Origin of the sequence: Streptomyces sp. DSM 41931, assembly GCF_050271085.1 — a bacterium.
GTDB lineage: Bacteria > Actinomycetota > Actinomycetes > Streptomycetales > Streptomycetaceae > Streptomyces > Streptomyces albogriseolus.
Window position 1 is genome coordinate 6,910,788 of record NZ_CP189902.1, and the last position, 19,570, is coordinate 6,930,357.

The window sequence follows — 19,570 nt, forward strand, 5'->3', positions numbered from 1 at the left end:
GGGACCGGCGTCACGACGCTCAGCGGCCCGTCGTCCCGTCGGCCAGTTCGCGCAGGATGTCCGCGTGCCCCGCGTGCCGCCCGGTCTCCTCGATCATGTGGACGAGTGCCCAGCGGACAGTGGGGGCGGGGCGCCCCGGCCGCGACCAGGGGAGGTGAGTGGCGGGATCCGCGCATCCGTCGAGGACGCCGTTGGCCCGCTCGACCGCCTCCCGGTAACGGGCCGTGACGTCGGCGACACGGTCCTCGTCACCGGCGTGGAACGTGGACGGCCAGTCCGTGACCGTCTCCCCCAGGAACAGCGACCGCTCCACCCACGTCAAGTGGTTGAGCAGGCCCAGCAGGTTCGTCCCCGACGGCACCATGGCGGTGCGCACCCGCGGTTCCGGCGCGTCCTCGACCTTCGCGGCGACGGACGTTCGCACGTAGTCGAGGAAGGCGCGCAGCACCTCGGTCTCGCTGCCGCCCGTCCGGGGCGGCGGGGTGTCGCGGCGACGCCGGCGGGGTGCGGTGGCTGACATGGCGTGTTCTCCCTCCTGCGCCCGTGCCGTCCGTCGGCTCAGCCGGCGCGGCGGACGAGCAGCACGTGGTCGGTCACCTCGGCCGTGACGCCGTCCGGGCCGGTCGCGGTCCTGCGGGGCGCGTCGGCCCGTTCCACCGCCCAGACCTCCGGGTCGAGCCCGATCCCCGCGGCGACCTCACGCGGGCTCGGAAAACCGGCGCCGGGATCCTGGTTCCACGACCAGGGCGCGGTCGAGCCGTGGTCCACGACCAGCAGGCGTCCGCCCGGACGCAGCGCGAGCGCGGCCGTGCGCAGCACGGCCGACCGGTCCAGGTCGTACGGGGTGTGCAGATAGTGGACGCTGACCAGGTCGAACGTGCCGGGCGGGAACGACGTCCGCAGGTCCAGCCGTACGGCGGCGACCCGGTCGTGGACGCCGTGCGTGCGCGCGAGGGCGGTGAGCCGTTCGACCGCGACGGCCGAGATGTCGGCCGCGGTGACCCGCCACCCCGCGCGGGTCAGCCACAGCGTGTCGCCGCCGTCGCCGCACCCCAGGTCCAGGGCGTCGCCGGGCGGCAGACCCGTCACCGTCTCCGTCAGCCGGACGTTGGGGGACGGGCCGGCCGTCGCGGGGCGGGCGGCGTGGACGCCGTCCCAGAACGTGACCGCATCGGTGCTGCGCATCGGAAACTCCCTCAGGTCGTCGTCGATGCGCCCAGTCTCGGCAGCCGTCCACCGTTCCGGCACGGAATCTTGCCGTTGTGGCAAGCTGGCGTGATGGACGGAAGGACGGACGACGAGGTGCTGGACGCCGTGGGCCCGAGGCTGCGCGCGCTGCGCCGGGACCGCGGGCTCACACTGGCCGACGTGGCGGCCGTCACCGGCGTGTCCGAGAGCACCCTGTCCCGGCTGGAGGGCGGACAGCGCCGGGCGACGCTCGAACTGCTGCTGCCGCTGTCCCGGATGTACGACGTGCCGCTGGACGACCTGGTGGGGGCGCCCCGGACCGGCGACCCGCGGATCCATCTGAAGCCCGTCACCCGGTTCGGGATGACCTTCGTGCCGCTGTCCCGCCGGCCCGGCGGGGTGCACGCCTTCAAGGTGATCATCCCCGCGCGGTCGAAGCCCGCCGAGCCCACGCCGCAGACCCACGAGGGCTTCGAGTGGCTCTACGTCCTCACCGGCCGTCTGCGGCTCCTCGTCGGTGAGCGTGACCTGACACTGTCACCCGGCGAGGCCGCCGAGTTCGACACCTCCCTGCCGCACTGGCTGGGCAGCGCCGACGGCAAGGCCGTGGAACTCCTCGTCCTCTTCGGCCTCCAGGGCGTCCGCGCCCACCTCCGCTCCGACCCCCGCGCCGGACGCGATCCGGCGTGAACGCGCACGCGGAAGGCCCCCGTCCGAGGACGGGGGCCTTCCGCGTGGCAGGCAGAGGCCTGCGGGGGTGTCACCTCACACCAGTGAATGCGCCTTTAGGCGTGGGCGTGACCGCCTCGGTGACTGCGACCGGCGAAAGCCCGGTACAGCGCGAGGAGAATGACGGAGCCGATGATGGCGGCGATCCACGTCGACAGGTCGAAGAAACCGTCGATCGAGTCGACCCCGAATATCACCTTGCCCAGGAAACCGCCGAGCAGACCGCCCGCGATGCCGATGAGCATGGTGATGATGATGCCGCCCGGGTCCTTGCCCGGCATGAGCGCCTTGGCGATCGCGCCGGCAATCAGACCGATGAAAATCCAAGCGATAATGCCCATCACTGACTCCTTCGATGTCGGTTCGTCGAACGTGTATCCGCGAATCGCGCGTCCTAACAGAACTTTTAACGGAATCAGTGCGCGGTGACGTCGGTGTGCAGCAGATGGTGATCGGAATACGCGCTGGGCCGCACCTCGTGCCTCACCGCCGAAAGCCCCCGCAGGAACACGTAGTCGAACTTGCTCTGCCAGTCCGTCGTCGGCTCGCACGCGCCGGCGGCCGGCGGCCGGCACCCGCCGTCCGTGTCCTCGGCCAGCGCCCACATCGGGGACAGCTCGGGGGAGTCCGGCACGGCGTTGAAGTCGCCGAGCACGACGGCACGCCCGTACCGGGCCACCCGCGGGGCGAGCACCGCGGTCTGCCGCGCGCGCACCGACTCCTGACGCCGTTGCGCCAGATGCGTGTTGAAAACCCGTACGGTCTGCCCGGCGACCTCGGTCGTGACGGCGATGTAGCCGCGGTCCTCCGAGCCGCCGTCCGGATACTCCTCCGCGACGACGTCGGTCATCGGCGCCGCCGACAGCAGCGCCTGCCCGTAACCTCCCGGCCGCCACGGGGCGCCGCCGCAGCGGCTCCAACTGCGCAGCACCGGGCCGTACTCGACGTGGTAGTCCAGCCCGTGCAGATGGGCCAGGTGGTCCCGGATCCGCTCGACGTCCCGTACACAGGCCTCCTGGAGGCCGACGACCTGCGGCGCGTACGCGGCGATTTCCGCGGCCCGGTCGACGTTGCTCTCGTCGCACGGGTTGCACAGGTTCCACGTCATGATCCGGTTGGGCACCACGTCCTTCGCGGCGTCGACCGGCACCGTCCGTGCGAACGGGGCGCCCGCGGGCGTGCTGGGGCCGAGGAGCATCATGCAGGTCACGACGACGGCTCCCGCGACCAGCCACGCACCTCTTCCGAGCACCCCCGCCTCCTCGACGTGCACCCGCACCGCGTGTCGGTGCCTCCCTGCACCGAGGGTAGGCGACGGGGGTGTCAGCAGCGTGTGAGGACCGGCCGTCCGCCCGCCGGGCGGGAGTTGACGGGCACTGAGTCCGGCCGATGCGGTGCCAGGTTCCCGGTCGGCCGTTGGCCGCCAAGCGGTGGAAGGCCGCCGGCGCCGCGTCGATGGCGTGCGGCGTCGGACGGCCCGACGCCTCGAGAACCGTGCCGCCGTGCCCCCAGTAGGGGGCCTGCCCCGGGCTCAGGGGCTCCAGCGGGTGCAGCCCGGGCCCCGTCACCTTCTCCAACAGCTGCCTCAGAACAAGGTAGTTGGTGTTGGAGTGCGCCCCTGGAGTGCCGCCCGGCACGCCGGCCGGAGGCGCGGCGACGTCCATGCGGGAACGCCTTCAGCGACGGATAGGCGTACGGGAGGTACTCGGCGAGCCCGCTGGTGTGGTTGAGCAGCATCCGCACCGTGATCGCGTCGCCGCGCCCTCCCGGGACCGAGCCGGGCAGGTACCCCGGCGGCGTCCAGCGGCGCCGGATCCCGCCTGATCATGGAGGAGGTGCCGCAGGCCCTGCGCGCGGCCGGTCTGCCCGACGAGGAGATCCCCGCGCACTACCACCGTCTCGCGGTGCTCCTCGTCGCGCCGATCCCCTCCGACGCCGGCATCGGCACCGTCACGCCCGAGGAGCGGGAACAGGGCCTCGAACTGTTCCGCGTCGCGGTCCTGGGCGCCGACCCCGGGCGCTTCCCGGCCCCGCCCGCGACCGGCGACCTCGCCGCCGAGATGCCGGTCCGCGGCGACTCCGGAAAAATGGGGACTGCCCTCTTCCGAGAGCGGGGATACGACATGGCCGTCATTTCACGCGGATTCCACGGCCGGGGACGGGACAAGGGGCACGAACTGCCGCCGGGGCAGTACGAGACCACCGGATTCCCCGTACTGTCCGCGGGCCCCACACCCACGGTGAGCCCCGACGAATGGGAGTTCACCGTCCGCACCGAGACCGGCGTCCGGTACCAGTGGAACTGGCAGGAGCTGATGGCCCTGCCCTCCGAGACGCCCACCGTCGACATCCACTGCGTGACCAAGTGGTCGAAGTTCGGGACCCGATGGCAGGGCGTCTCCCTCGACGTCCTCCTCGCGAACGTCGAGTCCGGCGCCGAGTACGCCATGGTCCGCTCCTACGGCGACTACACCACCAACCTCCCCGTCGAGGACCTCCTCGACGGCAAGGCGTGGATCGCCTACCGCTACGACGACGAGGAACTTCCCGCGGAACACGGCGGCCCCGCCCGCCTCCTCGTCCCGCAATTGTACTTCTGGAAGTCCGCGAAGTGGGTGAGCGGCATCCAGCTGCTCGACGAGGAGGAACGCGGCTTCTGGGAGACCGTCGGCTACCACGATTACGGTGACCCATGGCGCGAGCAGCGGTACCAGGGCGACTAGGCGCACGGCTGCGCTGGCTGCAGGCCCGCCTCACCGGCCGGCGCGACGAGTCGGACACCGCCGGCACCCTCGTGTTCGACGTCCCCGGGTGGCCGGGCCACCTGCCCGGACAGCACGTCGACGTACGGCTCACCGCGGAGGACGGCTACAGCACGCAGCGCAGCTACTCGATCGCCTCCGCGCCCGACGGGGAACGCGTCGAGCTGACCGTCGAACGGATCGACGACGGCGAGGTCTCCCCGTACCTGGTGGACGTCCTCGAGGTGGGTGACGTGATCGAACTGCGCGGACCGGTCGGCGGCTGGTTCGTGTGGCGGCCCGAGGAGCAGAAGGAACCGGTGCTGCTCGTCGCGGGCGGCTCCGGGATGGTGCCGCTGATGGCGATGATCCGCACCCGGCGCGCCCTCGGCAACCGCGTCCCGTTCCGGCTCGTGTACGGCCTCCGCAGCCCTCGGTCCCAGTTGTTCGTGCCGGACCTGCGGACGCAGGACCCGGGGCTCGACAAGACCTTCCTCTACAGCCGCTCCGCACCGGAGGGCTGGCCGCGGCCACCCGGGCGCGTCACCGCGAACGATCTGTCCGCCGGCGGGTGGCCGCCGGACTTCGAACCGGCCTGCTACGTCTGCGGATCCACCGGATTCGTGGAGACGGCGGCCGGCCTGCTCGTGGCACTCGGCCACGATCCCCGCCGCATCCGGACCGAACGCTTCGGCCCCGGCGGGTGAGTGAAGGGACCCCGTTCCATGACCACCGAACCCGGCTTCCTCGACGGCAACGCCGCCGCCGGCGACCTCGAGTCGCTGTTCGGCGCCGACATGACCATGGCCTCCGGCCGGTGCCAGGGCTGCGGCCTGCGGATGCGGCTGGCCGAGGCGCACGCCTACCTCGGCGGCCCGGGGACGGTGCTGCGCTGCCCCGGCTGCGAGGACGTGCTGCTGCGCATGGTCCGCTCCCCGGGCGACCTCTGGCTCGACGCGAGCGGACTGGACTACCTCCGGCTTCCGGTGGCCGCGGGGTGAGCGCACGCCGCGGCGGCGGGACGACCTCAGGGTGACGGCCGCCGGCCCGGTGAAGGGGCCGGCGGCCGCCCGGAGTCGACACCGCCCGGAGTGACGCCCGTCAGCGGCCGGGAAGCCGCTGCTGCACCTCCTGCAGCACCCAGCCGTTGCCGTCCGGGTCGCTGAAGGTGGCGAAGGAACCGTAGGACATCCGGTCCGGGTGGAGACCCGGCAGCCGGCCCTGGCCCTGGGCGGGGTCGTGGGTGAAGTCCCCGCCGCCGTGGCCGTGGTAGAAGACGGCGGCCGCGTCGTGGAAGACCTCGCTCACCTCGATGCCGCGGTCGACGAGTTCCGCGCGGCTCTTCTCGATGTCGGGGACGACGAGGTACATGCCCTGCGCGGAGCCCGGCGGCACGGACGTGAGCCCCTTGCCGAAGATGATGGAGCACTCCGAACCGGGCGGGGTGAAGTGCACGGCCCTCCATTCCTCGCTGGCCGCCTTGTCGAGGTCCAGCCGGAAGCCCATGGCCTCGTAGAAGGCCTTGGCCCGGTCGACGTCCGACACGGGCAGCACGATGAGTTCGAGCTTGAGATCCATGAGAGTGACTGCTTTCCGTGGTGGCGGAACCCCCGCCCCCGATGGGCGCACCGATGTCACGCGACGGCGACGACGGTCTTCCCTGCCGTCCCGGACCTGGTGCGGAACGCGTCCGGCGCCTCGGTGAGCGGACGGACGCTCCCCACCAGGGGCCGCAGCCGTCCCTGCCGGTGACGGTCGACGACCTGCGCGAGGTGACCGCGGTCGGGCTCGACGATGAAGTACATCGCCCGGCCGTCCTCGGGCCGCACGGTCGGCGGGCGGGAGATGCTGATGAGGGTGCCTCCCGCTCTGAGGACGGCGGCCGAGCGGTCGAGCACCGTCCCTCCGACGGCGTCGAATACGAGGTCGACGAGGCCCACGGCTTCCTCCCACGCCGGCTGTTCCAGGTCGACGAACTCCTCCGCGCCCAGTTCCAGCACCAGGTCCCTGCTCTTCGCGCGGCCCGAACCGAGGACACGCGCTCCGGCGTCACGGGCGAGCTGCGTGGCTGCCATTCCCACCCCCCCTCCCGCTCCGTGCACGAGGACGCTCTGCCCCGTCCCGATCCGGCCGTGCACGAACAGCCCCTGCCAGGCGGTGAGTCCCGGCATCGGCAGGGCCGCCGCCCGTACGGGGTCGACGTCCGCGGGCAGCGGCGCGAGATTGCGCGCCTCCACCGCCACGTACTCGGCGAGGGCGCCGTCGCGGTTCCAGTCGGTGAGGCCGATCACCCGCTGTCCGACGGTCAGTCCGGTGGTGCCGAGCGCCACCTCCGCGACCTCCCCCGACACCTCGTGGCCCGGTACGACGGGGGACCGCGGCCTGCCGGCCCGGTCGACCCACGAGGCGGGCCAGGTGAGTTCGTCCGGGGTGAAGCAGGCCGCCCGCACCTTCACGACGACATCGCCCTCACCCGCGTACGGATACGGGGCCTCCTCGACGACCAGACCGTCCTCGGGCGCGTCGCGGTCGTGCGTTCGTACCGCTCTCATCGAGGCCCCCTGATTCCATGGGGAAGACGTCCTTCCAGCATGACCCCGTGACGCCCCCAGGTCGAACGGAGCGGCCTCGCCTCACACGTCCCCGCCGGGGCGCGGCGCGTCTCCGGGAGAGGAGCCGCCGCCCCCGATGCCCTGCCGGTCCCCGGTGCGGGCGAGCGTGCGGCGGACCCCCTCGGGGTACTCCCGCTCCACGGCGTCGTCGAGCAGCGCGAGCTGGCGGCGCACCGCGGGCCGCCGCCCGTCCGGCACGCCGGCCAGCAGCCCGTCGAGCAGGGCGCGCAGCCGCCGGCACACCTGCAGCGAGCCGACGCCGTACTCGCGGACCTCGGTGACGCCCAGCTCGAGGTACTCCTCCCAGCCGCGGCCCGGCACCACCGCGCGCGGCCGGCCGTCCCGGTCGGCGAGCACGTGCCGGCCCCGCAGCTCCGACCGGCCGACCGCGTGCAGGAACGCCTCGATGTGGTTGAGGACCTGCACGGCGGTGGTCGGGTCGTTCACCGCCGAGGACAGCGCCCGCGCCGCGATGTCGGCCAGTACCCGCAGCGCGAAGGCGGGATCCTGCTCGGCGGTCCGCTCGGCGCCCAGTGCGACCAGCCCCGAAAGCCGGCGCGGGTCCACCGCCGTGCGCGGCGTCCCGTGGACCTCCAGCAGCACGGCTCCCGGCGGCACGAAGTCCCCGACGCGATGCGCCACCGCCAGCACGCAGTCGTACCGCGCCGCGGCCCGCACCAGCCCGGCCACGTCCAGCCCCTGGACGGCCCCGCCGTCCTCCGAGCGCACCACCTGCGCGGGCGCGTCCCGGCGCGGGTCGTCGGCCCGGTCGTCGAGGAGGAAGCAGCGGCCCTGCGCCTCCACGGAGACGCCGAGGACGCGCAGGCCGGTGCGGCGCGCCCGGTCGGCGATCGCCACCGGGCGCACGTCGTGCACGAACCGGTTGAGGTAGACCAGCAGCATCACCAGGCTGACCGCGACCGCGAGACCGGCCAGGGTGACGCCCAGGTCGGGCACCGTGCCCGGGCCGATCCGGCGCAGCAGCGTGAACGCGAAGGCGAAGGTGCCGGCGAACAGGGACAGCACGGTCTTCTGCAGCGGGTTGCGGTACCACAGCCGCATGTAGCGCGGGGACAGCGTGCCGATGGCCTGCTGGACGGCCAGCACCCCGATCGTGACCACGAATCCCAGCAGGGCGACCATGGCGCCCACGATGGCGGTCAGCACGCCCGTCGCCGTGGTGGCCGTGTACCGCCAGCCGGTCGGGATGCCCACCCTGTCGTCCAGGGCGAGCGCCGCCTCGCCGAGCAGGGCCCCGGCGGCCAGGCCGAGCACCGGCAGGATCCACAGGCTGGTCCTGACGTACTGCCCCAGCTGGAACCGGAAGGACCAGGTCGGCATGGGCCGCCTCCGCAGTGCCGGGGGAGGGCTCGCACCTCACGCTACCGCCGGGGCGGCCGCCGGACGATTCCGCGTCCAGATGCCTTCACAGTGCATCTTTTCCTGTGCCGGACAGTCCGCCGCAGGATGATTACGCCCGATTTGGAGCGATCCGTCGTCATCCCCGACCATGTCTCCGGCCCGGCGATCCCGGGCATCCGTTCGACGAGAGGCGCACCACCCCATGCACGTCACCGGAACCGTCCCCCCACCGGCTCCGGCCCCGCAGGACACTCCCGGCGGCCCCGCCCACCCCGACGGCACCCCCGACGGCACGGGCCGACGCACCCGCCGCTTCGGACTGCCCGTCGCCACCGCGCTGGTCATGGGCAACATCATCGGCGGCGGCATCTTCCTGCTCCCGGCGTCCATCGCCCCGTACGGCACCATCAGCCTCCTCGCCTTCGGCGTGCTGACCGTCGGCGCCATCGCCCTGGCCCTGGTCTTCGGCCGCCTCGCCGAACGCGACCCGCGCACCGGCGGCCCGTACGTCTACGCCCGTGAGGCCTTCGGCGACTTCGCCGGGTTCCTCGCCGCCTGGGCGTACTGGATCACCACCTGGGTGTCCAACGCGGCGCTCGCCGTGGCCGCCGTCGGCTACCTCGACGTGCTGATCCCCGTGAACGAGCACCGCTGGACCGCCTGCCTCGCGGCCCTCGTCATCCAGTGGCTGCCGGCCCTCGCCAACTACGCCGGGACCCGCTACGTCGGCGCCGTCCAGGTCGTGTCCACCGTGCTCAAGCTGGTGCCGCTGCTGCTCGTCGCCGTCGGCGGGCTGTTCGCCTTCGACGCGGACAACCTCGGACCCTTCCAGGCGAGCGGGGAGAGCGCGATGGGCGCCGTCTCCGCCGCGGCCGCCATTCTGCTCTTCTCCTACCTCGGCGTGGAGTCCGCCGCCGTCAGCGCCGGCGAGGTGCGCGACCCCCGGCGCACCGTGGGCCGCGCCACCGTCATCGGCACCGCCGGGGCGGCGGTCGTCTATCTGCTGGGCACCCTCGCCGTCTTCGGCACGGTCGCCCACGACCGGCTCGCGGAGTCCGGCGCGCCCTTCTCGAACGCCGTCAACGGCATGTTCGGCGGGGCGTGGGGCGGCTGGGCCGTGGCGCTCGCCGCGCTCGTCTCCATGACCGGCTGCCTCAACGGCTGGACCCTCCTCAGCGCCCAGACCTCCTACGCCGCCGCCAAGGACGGGCTGTTCCCCGCCCCCCTCGCCCGCAAGCGGCGCGGTGTGCCGACGGTGGGCGTCGGCGTCACCGTGCTCCTGGCCTCGCTGCTCACCGTGTACAACTACGCCGCCGGCACGGCCCGGGTGTTCGAGACGCTGGTCCTGGTCACCACCTTCACCGCGACCGTGCCGTACCTGCTCGCCACGGCCGCGCAGCTCTTCCACCTCGTCTCCGGGCAGCGGGACCGGGTCGACCGCGGGCGCCTGGTCCGCGACCTGGTGGTCGCCTCGGTAGCCGCCGCGTTCTCGCTGTGGCTGGTCGCCGGCGCCGGATACCAGGCCGTCTACCAGGGCGTGCTGTTCCTCTTCGGCGGCGTGCTGGTGTACGCGGTCATGGCGGCCCGCCGGCAGCGGACGGCGAACCGCGCCGCCGACCGGTGACCGTGACCGGCGGGCGCCGCGGGTTCCCGTAGCGGGCTCGGGCAAATGGGGCAGCTTCCGGCGCGGGGCGTTGCCTCCGGGCGGCCCGGCAGTTGATCCAGAACACGGCGCACGTGAGGCGGCCGGTCCTCCGGCTTCCTCACGCGCTGCCGTGCCGCCCTGTTCCCGCCCCTCCCGCCGGAGGCCGCCCGCGATGCACGAACCCGCCCACCCGTCGCCCCAGCCCGACGCCCCACGCACCGCCGAACGGCCCCTCCCGGAACCCCGCCTGCTCAGCGGCGTCTACGGGCTGGTCCTGGCCAGCGCCCTGGCGGCCGCCCTCGACTCACCGGACGAGCAGACCAGCCCCGGCTCGGACGCCCTGTGGGTGCTGCTCACCGCCGTCGCCGCCGCGGCCGCGCACGGCTACGCGCACGTGCTCTCCCACCGCATGTCCGCCGAGCGCGGGGGACCGATGGCCGGCCTGCGCGCCATGCTCGCGGAGTGGCCGGTGGTCGTTGCGGCGGTCCCCACGGTCGTCCTGCTGCTGTTCGCGGTCCCCGACTGGTGGACCGAGGCCGACGCCGTCGAGGTCGCGCTGGTGGTCAACACCCTGATCCTCGCCGGATGGGGCATGTGGACCGCGCGCCGCGCCGGCCGGACCTGGCCGGCCTCGCTGCGGGCCGGGGCGGGGGACATGCTGATCGGCCTGGTGATCATCGGAGCCAACGCCGTGATCAAGTAGCGCCCCGCGCCCCGCGCCCCGCGCCCCGCGCCCCGCGCCCCGCGCCCTACGCCCTGCTCCGCGGGGCGGGCTCCGACAGCACCTCCAGCCGGGCCGGCCCGACTAGGAGAACGCCGTCGTCGAGCGGCGTGCACCGCACCCCGCCCTTGTCCCTGAGCGCCTTCTGCGCGCCCGGGCCGACGGTGACGTTCATCCACGCGCAGGGCCGCGCCGGACGGTTCAGCGAGAACCGCACCGGCCCCTCCCCGCAGTCCAGGCTCACCGTCGCGCCCACCAGCGCGTCCACGTCCACACCCCGCAGCAGCACGTTGCGCCGGGTGTGCCGCAGGTCGACGGCGGGTTCGATGTCCGTGGGGAGGTTCTCCACGGACATCACCGTGACGGAGGCGTCCCGGTGCGCGGCCTGCGCGAAGAAGCGGTCGCCCACCAGCCCCAGGCCGGCCCGTACCTCGGCGCGCTGGACGCGCTCGTCGTCCGGACCGGGCGCGGGCCCCTCCGAGGGCCGCCCGGCCAGCCGGTGCGCGGGCGACACAAGAAGCTGCACCACCTCGACGTCGATCATGCGCTTCCTCGTCGGTTCCGGCGGACACGGCCGGCACCGACCCTACCCGCCGGAACCGGCACCGTCCGCCGCCTGCGCGGGCGCCTCCGTACGCCGTCCGACGACCCGCAGCACCACCGTGGCGGTGACACCCGCGAGCGTGCCCCAGAGCACCGCCGCGCTCGTCCCGTCACCGAGTCCGGACGCCGCCTGGAGCAGATGCCAGGACGACGTCCCGCCGTCGACGGCCACCACACGCCACAGGTGCCGCACCAGCAGCCCGAGGACGACGGCGCACACCGTGCACGCCGCCATCGCCGGGACCGACGCCCGGGTGAGCATCCCCGGCAGCCACCGCAGCGCGCACCACACCACCGTGAGCAGCAGCACGTCCCCGAACCGCACCAGCAGCCAGTCCCCCAAGCCGGTCCCGGACGGACCGGACCAGGCGCTCAGCAGCAGCCACTGCCGCAGCAGATCACCCGGCTCGCTCAGAAACCCGCCGCCCGTGAACATCGTCTGGATCCGCGCCGCGTTCGTCTGGTACGACAGCACCACCACGGACACCGCGACCACCGCGGTGCCGGCGGTCGCGGCGACGACGGCGGCCCGCGCCGGCACGTCCCCGCGCGCCCGCGGCTCCGCGTTCCTCAGCGCCAGCCGGGTCACGAACACCGTCCACGCCGCCGTGGCGAGCGCCAGCGGCACCAGCACCGTCCGCCCGGTCGAGGCGAGCGCGGCGAGCTGCGGCAGGAACCGGTAACTGCCGCGCCCGCCGGACGCGATCATCCACGGAGCCGACACGGTCACCGCGAGGGTCCCCGCGACCACGCCCCACGCCCACAGCGCGAGGAGCGCCTGCCAGACCCGGCCGCGTTCCGCCGGCAGCCGCCGGACCAGCAGCAGGGCCCCGGCCGCGTAGAAGAGGAACACGGCGACGAAGCGGATCTGCATCGCCGTGTCGTGCAGGGCGAGGTAACTGGGACCGTCCGCCGTCACCGCGACCGACGCGCCGGGCTGCGGGTCGTACGCCCAGGGGAGGAGCCAGGTCCGCAGCGCGTTGGCCGTCTCGACGCCCAGCGCGCCGGTGGCGCCGTCCAGGTCCAGCGCGCCGGCGCTCGCCCCCGCCCACCACAGCAGCAGCGTCAGCATCAGCCCGCCCGCCACGGCCGGTACCGCCGCATGCCGGTATTCCATGTCCCGCCCCCGTACCGCGTGTTGGTCCCCGACACCACGAAGTCCCCGTGGCTAGGAGGACTTTACGCATCCACGATCACATGGGGGTCACGTGGCCGCTGCGACGCCTGATGTGCGGCCCGGCACATGCCGCGGATCGGGGAGCGTGTTCGCGCCGGGAGCGGGAACGAGTGGTCGCACGGACCGCCCGGTCCGCGGCTCACCGCCCCTCGCGACACCTGGAGGACTTCATGATGGTCGTCGGCATCGTCGTCGTCTGCGTGGTCATCGCCGCGCTCGCCTTCCTCGTCCCACGCCTGTCCCGGCACCCGCAGAACGGCACGCAACGCACCCTGGGCCTCGGCTCGCGCGCCGGTTCCAAGGCCCCGGGCCCGCTCGGCCGGCTGCTCAGCAAGCCCTTCAGCTCCGGCTCCCGCGCCGTCGGCCGCAGCGGCTCCGCCGGCCGCCGGGCGCGCGGCAAGATGCCGTTCTGACCCGCTGCGGACCTCAGGACGTCCGGTCCGGTACCTCCGTGGCGTACCGGGGCCTGCCGGCGGGCCGGTAGACCTGGACCGTCACGCCGCCCGGCGTGGCCCGTGACTCCACCAGCTCGAGCGCGCTGTCGGGGCCGTCGGCCGGGAACAGCCGTGTGCCCTGGCCCACGATCACCGGATAGGTGAGCAGGATCATCTCGTCGATCAGGCCCTCTTCGGCCAGCCGCCGCACCAGCTGCCCGCTGCCGTGCACCTGGAGCTCACCGGGCATCCGCTCCTTGAGCTCCCGCACGGCCGCCACGGGGTCCCCGGACAGCACGGTCGTGCCCGCCCAGCCCGGGGCGGTGAGGGTCGTCGACACGACGTACTTCGGCCGCGCGTGCAGGGCCGCCCCGACCGGGTTGTCGTCGGGGTCGGCCATGGCGCCCCACGAGGCCGCGAAGATCTCGTAGGTCCTGCGTCCGAAGAGAAACGCGTCGGCGCGCCCGTACACCCCGCCGAGATACTCCATGGTCTCCTCGTCGACCAGCAGCAGCGCCCATCCGCCGCGTTCGAAGCCGCCCCTGCGGTCCTCGTCCGCGAGGCCGAGCCCCTGCATGACGCCGTCGACGGAGACGTTGGTGACGGTGGTCAGCTTCATGATGTCCGCTCCCGGCCGCTGGGACGGCGTCGTGGTGCGCCGCTTCCATGGGGTGGGACTCCGGCGGCCCGCGGAACTCATCGGCGGTGTCCGCACTCCCTGCGGCGCCGGGCGATCCGACGGACCGGGGATCCGCGGCGCATACTGACAGTGACGCGCAGGCGCCGGACGGGAGACCGCACATGAGTCCATCGCGGGTCGACCACCAGGCCCTCTTCTCGGTCCTGCCCAGCCCGTATCTGGTGCTGGACGCCGACCTCACCGTCGTCGACGTCAACGAGATGTACCTCAGAGTGACCGGCCGCACCCGCGAGGAGCTGATCGGCCAGTACCTCTTCGACATCTTCCCTGACAACCCCGAGGACCCGGCGGCGGACGGCATCCGCACGCTGAGCACCTCCCTGCAGCGCGTCCTGCGGACCAAGGAAACCGAGGCCCTCGCCGTGCAGCGGTACGACCTCCCGGTGCCCGGCCGCCCTGGAGCCTTCCAGGAACGCTGGTGGTCGCCGGTCAACACGCCCGTTCTCGGCCCCGACGGCGAGATCGAGTGGATCGTCCACCGCGTCGAGGACATGACCGAGTTCCTGCTGTCCCGCCCCGTGCACGACACACCGGCCGGCCGCGTGCGGACCCGGGCCGTGACGGAGGCCGAACTGTACGCGAGGGCGCGGCAGCTTCAGGAGACCAACGAGAAGCTCCGCGCCGCCCACGACTGGGAGCGCCGCACCGCGCTCGCCCTCCAGGACGTCATGCTGCACGCCCCGGACCTGGCCGCGCACCGAGGCATCGCCGTGCGCTACATGCCGGCCACCCGCTCCCTCAACGTGTGCGGCGACTGGTACGACGTGGTGGACCTGGACGACGACAGCTTCACCGTCGCGGTCGGCGACGTCGTCGGCCACGGCCTGGAGGCCGCGGCCGTCATGGGCATGCTGCGCAGCGCCCTGTCCGCCGCCGTGCGCGCCATCCACGAACCCGGCGCGGCGATGGATCTCCTCAGCCGGTACGCCCGGTCCTTCGAGGGCGCCCTGGCGACCACCGCGGCCAAGGCCGTCGTCGACACCCGAGGCCGCCGCATCACCTACACCTGCGCGGGCCACCCGCCACCGGTGCTGGGGCGGCGGGACGGCCCGGCGGTCCTGCTCGACCAGGCCACCGACCCGCCGCTGGGCGTCCTCACCGAACAGCGGCCGCGCCCGCAGGCCACCGTCTCCTACGAACCCGGCGACACCCTGGTGCTCTACACCGACGGGCTGATCGAACGCCGCGGCGAGGACATCGACGCGGGCCTGCTGCGCCTCACCGACGCGGTCGCCCACCACGCGGACCTCGACCCGGAGCCGCTGGCCGACGCCCTGCTCACCCGCCTGGGCGTGGCCGACGGCGGCCGCGACGACATCGCGCTGGTCGTCGTACGTCTGTAGACCGCGGGGTCGGGGCGCACCTGGCCCGGGCGAGCACGGCCGCTTCCCAGGTATGGACCATCGACGTGTCATGGCCGCATCATGGAACGACCTTCGTGGAGGGAGCGGCGGCCGTGCGAGGTTCCTGGGTACCGAAGATCGCGTCGGCCCTTCTCCTGCTCGCCCTGTCGGTGCCCGTCCCCGCGGCGGCCCGGCCGCCGGACCGTACGACCGCGCCGGTCGAGGACACCGGCGCCCCGCCCGCCGACTGGACCCCGCCGCTCAGCACGCGAGGCCGCTGGATCGTCGACGCGAACGGCGACCGCTTCAGACTGCGCTCCGGCAACTGGCATGGCGCCAGCGGCACATGGAACGGCAGCGGCAGCGCGGACGAGGACGCCAACCACCACGCGGGCGAGAACGCCCACCGCATCCCGCTCGGCCTGGACCGCGCCCCGATGGCCGAGATCGTCGCGAGCTTCCGGGAGATCGGGATCAACAGCGTCCGGCTGCCCTTCTCCAACGAGATGATCCGCGACACCCGCCCGGTCACCGCCGACGCCGTCACCGCCAACCCCGAACTGGAGGGGAGGACGCCGCTGCAGGTGTACGACGCCGTGGTGCGCGCCCTCACCGACGCCCATCTCGCCGTGATCCTCAACAACCACACCAACACCACCCGTTGGTGCTGCGGCGTGGACGGCAACGAACGCTGGAACGCGAGCCAGTCGGCCGGGTCCTGGGAGAACGACTGGCTGTTCATGGCCCACCGGTACCGCGACAACCCCCGCGTCGTGGGCGCCGACCTCTACAACGAGGTACGCCGCAGCGTCTGGGACGACCCCAACTGGGGCCTCGGCGACCGGCACGACTGGTTCGCCGCGAGCCAGAGGGCCGGCGACCGCATCCTCACCGAGGCCAACCCCGACCTGCTGATCATCGTCGAGGGCATCAACTGGACCGGCCTGCCGGTCGACGGCCTCCCGCACGGACGCCCCACCCTCGAACCGGTACGCGACCTGTCGCACACCCTCGTGGACTCCGGCAAGCTCGTCCACTCCGCCCACTTCTACGGCTACACCGGTCCCCGGCACTCCGGCGCGACCGGCATCGGCGAGACCAGCGACCCCCGCTACCAGGACCTCACCCCCGCCGAACTCACCGACGTGCTCGACCGTCAGGCGTTCTACGTCGCCGGGGACGCGGACCGGCACTACACCGCTCCCGTGTGGATCTCCGAGTTCGGCGTCGGAGGACGCGAGGAGACCGGGGCGGCCCCGCGCGCCTGGTTCGAGAACGTCGTCGACCACCTGATCCGCACCGACGCCGACTTCGCGTACTGGCCCCTCGTCGGCTGGCACGAGAACCGCCGCGGCAACGGCTGGGCCCTGCTCCACTGGGACGCCGCCGGCCGGCGCATGGCCGTCCACGACGGCGACGACTGGCGGTCGGACGCCTGGCGGCGCCTCGTCGAGGCGCCCGGCCGCACCGGTCACGTCCCGCCGGTGACGGAGTGGGCGATGCTCAGCCCCGACCACGGAGACTTCGTCGCCTCACGCCGGATGCGCTCGCTGCCCGACTGGGACCCGGGCGCCCGCAAGGCCGCCTGCCCCGACGGGCTGCGCCTGGCCGGACTGAGCCACACCGGCAACCGCGGCCTGTGCACCGACGTGCGCGCCGCAGCTCTCGACGACCCGGGCGGCGGACACGAGGTCGTCAAGGACGAGCGGCATGTCGCACCCGGCCGTGACTGGGCGTCCGGCTACACCAAACTCCAGTGCGCCGACGGCCACTTCCTCGCCGGGTACAGCGTGCGCGGCGCCGCGGTCTCGGCCGCCCTGTGCCGCAAGGCCGCACCCGGCACGCTCACCGGCACGGGCGGCCGCACCGTCTGGTTCGACCGCGGCGACAACCGGGGCACGTCACCCAAGGGCGGCGACTTCGCGCGGGGCCACCACAAGGGACAGTGCGCCGACGACGAGTACGCCGCGGGCATCGCCTGGACCGGCCGCATCGGCTCCTCCCGCACCCCGGACGCCCTGTACTGCCGCCCGCTGTCCTGAGCGTTCCGCCGGCTGCCCGAAGAGGCGCGACCCGGGCGGACCGTACCCCTCACCCGGCCGGCGCGCCCTGCCGCCCGGCCGCGGACCGCTCACGCCCCCAGGCGGCCAGCGGCTCCAGCGCGTCGTTGAGCCGCCTGCCGTCCTCGGTCAGCGAGTACTCCACCCGGGGCGGCACCTCGTCGTAGGAGACGCGACGCACGATGCCGTCCGCCTCCATCTCCCGCAGATGCGAGGCCAGCACCTTCTCGGTGACGCCCGGCAGCAGCCGCCGCAGCTCGCCGAAACGGCGGTGCGGGTGCTCGTGCAGCGCCCACAGGATCAGCACCTTCCACTTGCCGCCGATCACCTCCATCGCCGTGTCGATCCCACAGACGTGTCCGTCCGCCGCGCCCGGCCGGTTCAGCGTCGTCATGCTCCACCCCTCCGACGTGCATGCTCACCCGGAGGTAACCACCCACTCCCAAGTGCGTACTTGATCACCACCGGACCGGCGGCCAGCCTAATCGGCATGACCCGCACCGCTACGGAGAAGACCCCCGTCACCCTGCTCGGCCTCGGCGCGATGGGCACCGCGCTCGCCCGCGCCTGGCTGGCCGCCGGCCACCCCCTCACCGTCTGGAACCGCACCCCCTCCCGCGCCCGTGCCCTCGCCGCCGAAGGCGCACGGGCCGCGGGGAGCGCCGCCGAGGCGGTGGCGGCGAACGCCCTGGTCGTCGTGTGCCTCCTGGACGACGCCTCGGTCGAGGACACGCTGACCGGCACCGACCTGACCGGCAAGGACCTCGTCAACCTCACCACCGGCACCCCCGCCCAGGCCCGCGCCCGCGCCGCGTGGGCCGCCGCGCGCGGCGCCCGCTGCCTCGACGGCGGCATCATGGCCGTCCCGCCGATGATCGGCGTCCCCGAAGCCGGCGGCCACGTCCTCTACAGCGGCGCACGGGACCTGTTCGAGCAGCACCGGGACACCCTGGCCGTCCCTGCCGGCACCACCTATGTCGGCGAGGACCTGGGCCATGCCGCCCTGCACGACGTGGCCCTGCTCAGCGCCATGTACGGCATGTTCGCCGGCGCGGCGCACGCCTTCGCCCTGATCCGCCGCGAGGACATCGACCCCACGGCCTTCGCCCCGCTGCTGGCCGACTGGTTCACCGCGATGGCCCCTGCGGTCCACGGGACCGCCGAACAGCTGCGCAGCGGCGACTACACCAAGGGCGTCACCTCCACCCTCGCCATGCAGGTGGCCGGCACACCGACCTTCCTGGACACGGCCGGGGAACAGGGCGTCAGCCCGGAACTGCTCGAGCCCTTCTTCGCCCTGATGCGCCGTCGCCTTGCCGAGGGCGGCGGCGAGGAGGACCTGACCGGCGTGATCGACCTCCTGCTCCGCCGGCCGACCTGAGCCGTCCCTCACGCCCGGGACGCCGCCGCGGCCGTGGCCGTCCGGTCCGCGTCAGCCCCGCCCGCCGTCCGGCCGCGCCGGCACCCCCGGTGTGCCGGTCGGGCGGGGGAGGAGGGCGCCGTCCACGTACAGGTCGACGTACTCGTTGTAGAACGCCGCCAGGCCCGCGACGCGGGAGACCTGGACGGTCGGGAAGTCGTACGCCCAGAGGATGTTCTCGTGCGGGCCGGTCCCGGCGTCGAAGGACCAGTAGCCGCTCGTCGTCCCCTTGTACGGGCACTGGGTGACATGGTCCGTGCGGCGCAGCAGCGGCCAGCTGATGTGGGCGCGGTCGAGGTAGTAGCGGGTCGGCAGGCCCGTCTCGAACAGCTTCACGCAGTGCGGCGCGTCCGCGAGGACCACCCCGTCGATCTCCACCCGCACGCTGCTGGAGGACCGCAGCGCGTCCACCCGGGCGTACGGGCTGCGCGGATGGACGTACACCGGCTCGTCCTCCTCCAGCCACGTGTCGAGCGCGGTCCAGCGGAAGCGGACCATGCCCAGGACGGCCTCCGGGGCGCCGTCCTGCCACACCCAGGCCGCGCCCTCCCGCACCGCGTCCCGGACCCGCAGTGAATGGCGGCGCGCGGGACCCGCGCCGAGCCGCTCCGTCCGGTCGTCGTCGAGCAGCCACGCCTCGGCCAGGTCGTCCCGCGGCACGCAGTACTGCGGATAGCCGGGCCACTCCCACACGTACAGGGCGCGGCGCGTGTCGAACACGACGTGCCCGTCCACGAGCCCGCGCACACGGCGCGGCACAGGTTCGACGTGCCCCACGGGGACGATCAGGCTCGGGTGCAGGACGCTCTCCCCGCCCATCGGCGGCCACCTCGAT

22 protein-coding genes and 1 pseudogene are annotated in these 19,570 nt (G+C 73.5%); 10 read left to right on the forward strand and 13 right to left on the reverse strand.

All coding sequences use genetic code 11. From position 1 onward, the window contains the following. Window positions 1-19: 19 nt before the first annotated feature. Window positions 20-520 (reverse strand): DinB family protein, encoded by a 501-nt coding sequence (locus ACP7TJ_RS31465; RefSeq protein WP_167741651.1) that lies wholly within the window; start codon window positions 518-520, stop codon window positions 20-22. A 38-nt stretch (window positions 521-558) separates the two neighbouring features. Then, on the reverse strand, window positions 559-1,185 hold the full coding sequence (locus ACP7TJ_RS31470) for an SAM-dependent methyltransferase (protein WP_427767077.1): 627 nt from the start codon (window positions 1,183-1,185) through the stop codon (window positions 559-561). Between the two features lie 93 nt (window positions 1,186-1,278). Here ACP7TJ_RS31470 and ACP7TJ_RS31475 point away from each other — a divergent pair, with 93 nt between their 5' ends. Beyond that, on the forward strand, window positions 1,279-1,878 hold the full coding sequence (locus ACP7TJ_RS31475; RefSeq protein ID WP_387791360.1) for a helix-turn-helix domain-containing protein: 600 nt from the start codon (window positions 1,279-1,281) through the stop codon (window positions 1,876-1,878). A 95-nt stretch (window positions 1,879-1,973) separates the two neighbouring features. Here ACP7TJ_RS31475 and ACP7TJ_RS31480 read toward each other — a convergent pair whose 3' ends face one another. From ACP7TJ_RS31480 to ACP7TJ_RS31490, 3 genes and pseudogenes are all read right to left on the reverse strand, one after another. Beyond that, the gene (locus ACP7TJ_RS31480; protein WP_093768899.1) at window positions 1,974-2,258 is read right to left on the reverse strand and encodes a GlsB/YeaQ/YmgE family stress response membrane protein; all 285 of its coding nucleotides are present in this window, start codon (window positions 2,256-2,258) and stop codon (window positions 1,974-1,976) included. A gap of 74 nt (window positions 2,259-2,332) precedes the next feature. Then, window positions 2,333-3,169, reverse strand: a complete 837-nt coding sequence (locus ACP7TJ_RS31485; RefSeq protein WP_176710913.1) for an endonuclease/exonuclease/phosphatase family protein — start codon at window positions 3,167-3,169, stop codon at window positions 2,333-2,335. A 307-nt stretch (window positions 3,170-3,476) separates the two neighbouring features. Further along, a pseudogene (locus ACP7TJ_RS31490) lies at window positions 3,477-3,705 on the reverse strand (serine hydrolase); the annotation flags it as partial. A gap of 335 nt (window positions 3,706-4,040) precedes the next feature. Here ACP7TJ_RS31490 and ACP7TJ_RS31495 point away from each other — a divergent pair. Genes ACP7TJ_RS31495 through ACP7TJ_RS31505 form a run of 3 tightly spaced genes read left to right on the forward strand, consistent with a single transcriptional unit; the run spans window position 4,041 to window position 5,659 of the window. After that, window positions 4,041-4,640, forward strand: a complete 600-nt coding sequence (locus ACP7TJ_RS31495; protein WP_427767530.1) for a sulfite oxidase-like oxidoreductase — start codon at window positions 4,041-4,043, stop codon at window positions 4,638-4,640. Then, window positions 4,610-5,365 (forward strand): ferredoxin reductase, encoded by a 756-nt coding sequence (locus tag ACP7TJ_RS31500; RefSeq protein WP_093768841.1) that lies wholly within the window; start codon window positions 4,610-4,612, stop codon window positions 5,363-5,365. The genes ACP7TJ_RS31495 and ACP7TJ_RS31500 overlap by 31 nt, the downstream gene beginning before the upstream one ends. A gap of 18 nt (window positions 5,366-5,383) precedes the next feature. Then, window positions 5,384-5,659, forward strand: a complete 276-nt coding sequence (locus tag ACP7TJ_RS31505; RefSeq protein ID WP_093768842.1) for a DUF6510 family protein — start codon at window positions 5,384-5,386, stop codon at window positions 5,657-5,659. A gap of 100 nt (window positions 5,660-5,759) precedes the next feature. Here ACP7TJ_RS31505 and ACP7TJ_RS31510 read toward each other — a convergent pair whose 3' ends face one another. The 3 genes from ACP7TJ_RS31510 to ACP7TJ_RS31520 all read right to left on the reverse strand — a co-directional run bounded on the left by ACP7TJ_RS31510 (window position 5,760) and on the right by ACP7TJ_RS31520 (window position 8,611). After that, window positions 5,760-6,236 (reverse strand): VOC family protein, encoded by a 477-nt coding sequence (locus ACP7TJ_RS31510; protein ID WP_093768843.1) that lies wholly within the window; start codon window positions 6,234-6,236, stop codon window positions 5,760-5,762. 56 nt (window positions 6,237-6,292) lie between these two features. After that, entirely contained in the window at window positions 6,293-7,210 is a 918-nt protein-coding gene (locus ACP7TJ_RS31515; RefSeq protein WP_093768844.1) for an NADP-dependent oxidoreductase, read from the reverse strand. A gap of 81 nt (window positions 7,211-7,291) precedes the next feature. Then, window positions 7,292-8,611: a DUF2254 domain-containing protein gene (locus ACP7TJ_RS31520; protein ID WP_189910815.1), complete on the reverse strand. Its 1,320-nt coding sequence runs from the start codon at window positions 8,609-8,611 to the stop codon at window positions 7,292-7,294. 223 nt (window positions 8,612-8,834) lie between these two features. Here ACP7TJ_RS31520 and ACP7TJ_RS31525 point away from each other — a divergent pair, with 223 nt between their 5' ends. Next, complete coding sequence (locus tag ACP7TJ_RS31525; protein WP_427767085.1) at window positions 8,835-10,256, forward strand: amino acid permease; 1,422 nt, start codon at window positions 8,835-8,837, stop codon at window positions 10,254-10,256. Between the two features lie 193 nt (window positions 10,257-10,449). Then, entirely contained in the window at window positions 10,450-10,980 is a 531-nt protein-coding gene (locus ACP7TJ_RS31530; protein WP_093768847.1) for a hypothetical protein, read from the forward strand. Window positions 10,981-11,026: 46 nt separating this feature from the next. On the opposite strand, the gene ACP7TJ_RS31535 is transcribed toward ACP7TJ_RS31530, so the two are convergent. Both ACP7TJ_RS31535 and ACP7TJ_RS31540 read right to left on the reverse strand, forming a co-directional pair. After that, window positions 11,027-11,542 carry a molybdenum cofactor biosysynthesis protein gene (locus ACP7TJ_RS31535; RefSeq protein ID WP_167741659.1) on the reverse strand — a complete coding sequence of 172 codons (516 nt, stop codon included), beginning with the start codon at window positions 11,540-11,542 and terminating at the stop codon, window positions 11,027-11,029. Between the two features lie 42 nt (window positions 11,543-11,584). Continuing rightward, entirely contained in the window at window positions 11,585-12,718 is a 1,134-nt protein-coding gene (locus tag ACP7TJ_RS31540) for a hypothetical protein (protein WP_367490885.1), read from the reverse strand. A gap of 230 nt (window positions 12,719-12,948) precedes the next feature. Here ACP7TJ_RS31540 and ACP7TJ_RS31545 point away from each other — a divergent pair, with 230 nt between their 5' ends. Continuing rightward, on the forward strand, window positions 12,949-13,191 hold the full coding sequence (locus ACP7TJ_RS31545) for a DUF6411 family protein (protein WP_093768901.1): 243 nt from the start codon (window positions 12,949-12,951) through the stop codon (window positions 13,189-13,191). A gap of 13 nt (window positions 13,192-13,204) precedes the next feature. Here ACP7TJ_RS31545 and ACP7TJ_RS31550 read toward each other — a convergent pair whose 3' ends face one another. Then, a complete protein-coding gene (locus ACP7TJ_RS31550) occupies window positions 13,205-13,831 on the reverse strand; it encodes a dihydrofolate reductase family protein (protein WP_167741661.1) in 627 nt (208 codons plus the stop codon). 182 nt (window positions 13,832-14,013) lie between these two features. On the opposite strand from ACP7TJ_RS31550, the gene ACP7TJ_RS31555 reads away from it, so the two are divergent. Both ACP7TJ_RS31555 and ACP7TJ_RS31560 read left to right on the forward strand, forming a co-directional pair. Beyond that, window positions 14,014-15,255, forward strand: coding sequence for a PP2C family protein-serine/threonine phosphatase (locus ACP7TJ_RS31555; RefSeq protein ID WP_266551228.1), 1,242 nt, complete (start codon window positions 14,014-14,016; stop codon window positions 15,253-15,255). A 113-nt stretch (window positions 15,256-15,368) separates the two neighbouring features. After that, window positions 15,369-17,297 (forward strand): glycoside hydrolase family 5 protein, encoded by a 1,929-nt coding sequence (locus tag ACP7TJ_RS31560; protein WP_427767092.1) that lies wholly within the window; start codon window positions 15,369-15,371, stop codon window positions 17,295-17,297. Between the two features lie 49 nt (window positions 17,298-17,346). Here ACP7TJ_RS31560 and ACP7TJ_RS31565 read toward each other — a convergent pair whose 3' ends face one another. Beyond that, the gene (locus ACP7TJ_RS31565; protein ID WP_093768852.1) at window positions 17,347-17,709 is read right to left on the reverse strand and encodes a winged helix-turn-helix transcriptional regulator; all 363 of its coding nucleotides are present in this window, start codon (window positions 17,707-17,709) and stop codon (window positions 17,347-17,349) included. Window positions 17,710-17,805: 96 nt separating this feature from the next. Between ACP7TJ_RS31565 and ACP7TJ_RS31570 the strand changes: the two genes are divergently transcribed. Continuing rightward, window positions 17,806-18,696: an NAD(P)-dependent oxidoreductase gene (locus ACP7TJ_RS31570; RefSeq protein WP_367494575.1), complete on the forward strand. Its 891-nt coding sequence runs from the start codon at window positions 17,806-17,808 to the stop codon at window positions 18,694-18,696. A 51-nt stretch (window positions 18,697-18,747) separates the two neighbouring features. On the opposite strand, the gene ACP7TJ_RS31575 is transcribed toward ACP7TJ_RS31570, so the two are convergent. Continuing rightward, entirely contained in the window at window positions 18,748-19,554 is an 807-nt protein-coding gene (locus tag ACP7TJ_RS31575; RefSeq protein ID WP_266551231.1) for a DUF427 domain-containing protein, read from the reverse strand. Between the last annotated feature and the right edge of the window lie 16 nt (window positions 19,555-19,570).

Bases quoted from the DNA above. Each gene is read 5' to 3' on its own strand.
- ACP7TJ_RS31495 (WP_427767530.1), top strand. From the start codon at position 4,041: ATGGCCGTCATTTCACGCGGATTCCACGGCCGGGGACGGGACAAGGGG.
- ACP7TJ_RS31515 (WP_093768844.1), bottom strand. From the start codon at position 7,210: ATGAGAGCGGTACGAACGCACGACCGCGACGCGCCCGAGGACGGTCTG.
- ACP7TJ_RS31465 (WP_167741651.1), bottom strand. From the start codon at position 520: ATGTCAGCCACCGCACCCCGCCGGCGTCGCCGCGACACCCCGCCGCCC.
- ACP7TJ_RS31505 (WP_093768842.1), top strand. From the start codon at position 5,384: ATGACCACCGAACCCGGCTTCCTCGACGGCAACGCCGCCGCCGGCGAC.
- ACP7TJ_RS31530 (WP_093768847.1), top strand. From the start codon at position 10,450: ATGCACGAACCCGCCCACCCGTCGCCCCAGCCCGACGCCCCACGCACC.
- ACP7TJ_RS31565 (WP_093768852.1), bottom strand. From the start codon at position 17,709: ATGACGACGCTGAACCGGCCGGGCGCGGCGGACGGACACGTCTGTGGG.
- ACP7TJ_RS31500 (WP_093768841.1), top strand. From the start codon at position 4,610: ATGGCGCGAGCAGCGGTACCAGGGCGACTAGGCGCACGGCTGCGCTGG.
- ACP7TJ_RS31470 (WP_427767077.1), bottom strand. From the start codon at position 1,185: ATGCGCAGCACCGATGCGGTCACGTTCTGGGACGGCGTCCACGCCGCC.
- ACP7TJ_RS31480 (WP_093768899.1), bottom strand. From the start codon at position 2,258: ATGGGCATTATCGCTTGGATTTTCATCGGTCTGATTGCCGGCGCGATC.
- ACP7TJ_RS31510 (WP_093768843.1), bottom strand. From the start codon at position 6,236: ATGGATCTCAAGCTCGAACTCATCGTGCTGCCCGTGTCGGACGTCGAC.
- ACP7TJ_RS31525 (WP_427767085.1), top strand. From the start codon at position 8,835: ATGCACGTCACCGGAACCGTCCCCCCACCGGCTCCGGCCCCGCAGGAC.
- ACP7TJ_RS31475 (WP_387791360.1), top strand. From the start codon at position 1,279: ATGGACGGAAGGACGGACGACGAGGTGCTGGACGCCGTGGGCCCGAGG.
- ACP7TJ_RS31555 (WP_266551228.1), top strand. From the start codon at position 14,014: ATGAGTCCATCGCGGGTCGACCACCAGGCCCTCTTCTCGGTCCTGCCC.
- ACP7TJ_RS31575 (WP_266551231.1), bottom strand. From the start codon at position 19,554: ATGGGCGGGGAGAGCGTCCTGCACCCGAGCCTGATCGTCCCCGTGGGG.
- ACP7TJ_RS31545 (WP_093768901.1), top strand. From the start codon at position 12,949: ATGATGGTCGTCGGCATCGTCGTCGTCTGCGTGGTCATCGCCGCGCTC.
- ACP7TJ_RS31570 (WP_367494575.1), top strand. From the start codon at position 17,806: ATGACCCGCACCGCTACGGAGAAGACCCCCGTCACCCTGCTCGGCCTC.
- ACP7TJ_RS31535 (WP_167741659.1), bottom strand. From the start codon at position 11,542: ATGATCGACGTCGAGGTGGTGCAGCTTCTTGTGTCGCCCGCGCACCGG.
- ACP7TJ_RS31550 (WP_167741661.1), bottom strand. From the start codon at position 13,831: ATGAAGCTGACCACCGTCACCAACGTCTCCGTCGACGGCGTCATGCAG.
- ACP7TJ_RS31520 (WP_189910815.1), bottom strand. From the start codon at position 8,611: ATGCCGACCTGGTCCTTCCGGTTCCAGCTGGGGCAGTACGTCAGGACC.
- ACP7TJ_RS31540 (WP_367490885.1), bottom strand. From the start codon at position 12,718: ATGGAATACCGGCATGCGGCGGTACCGGCCGTGGCGGGCGGGCTGATG.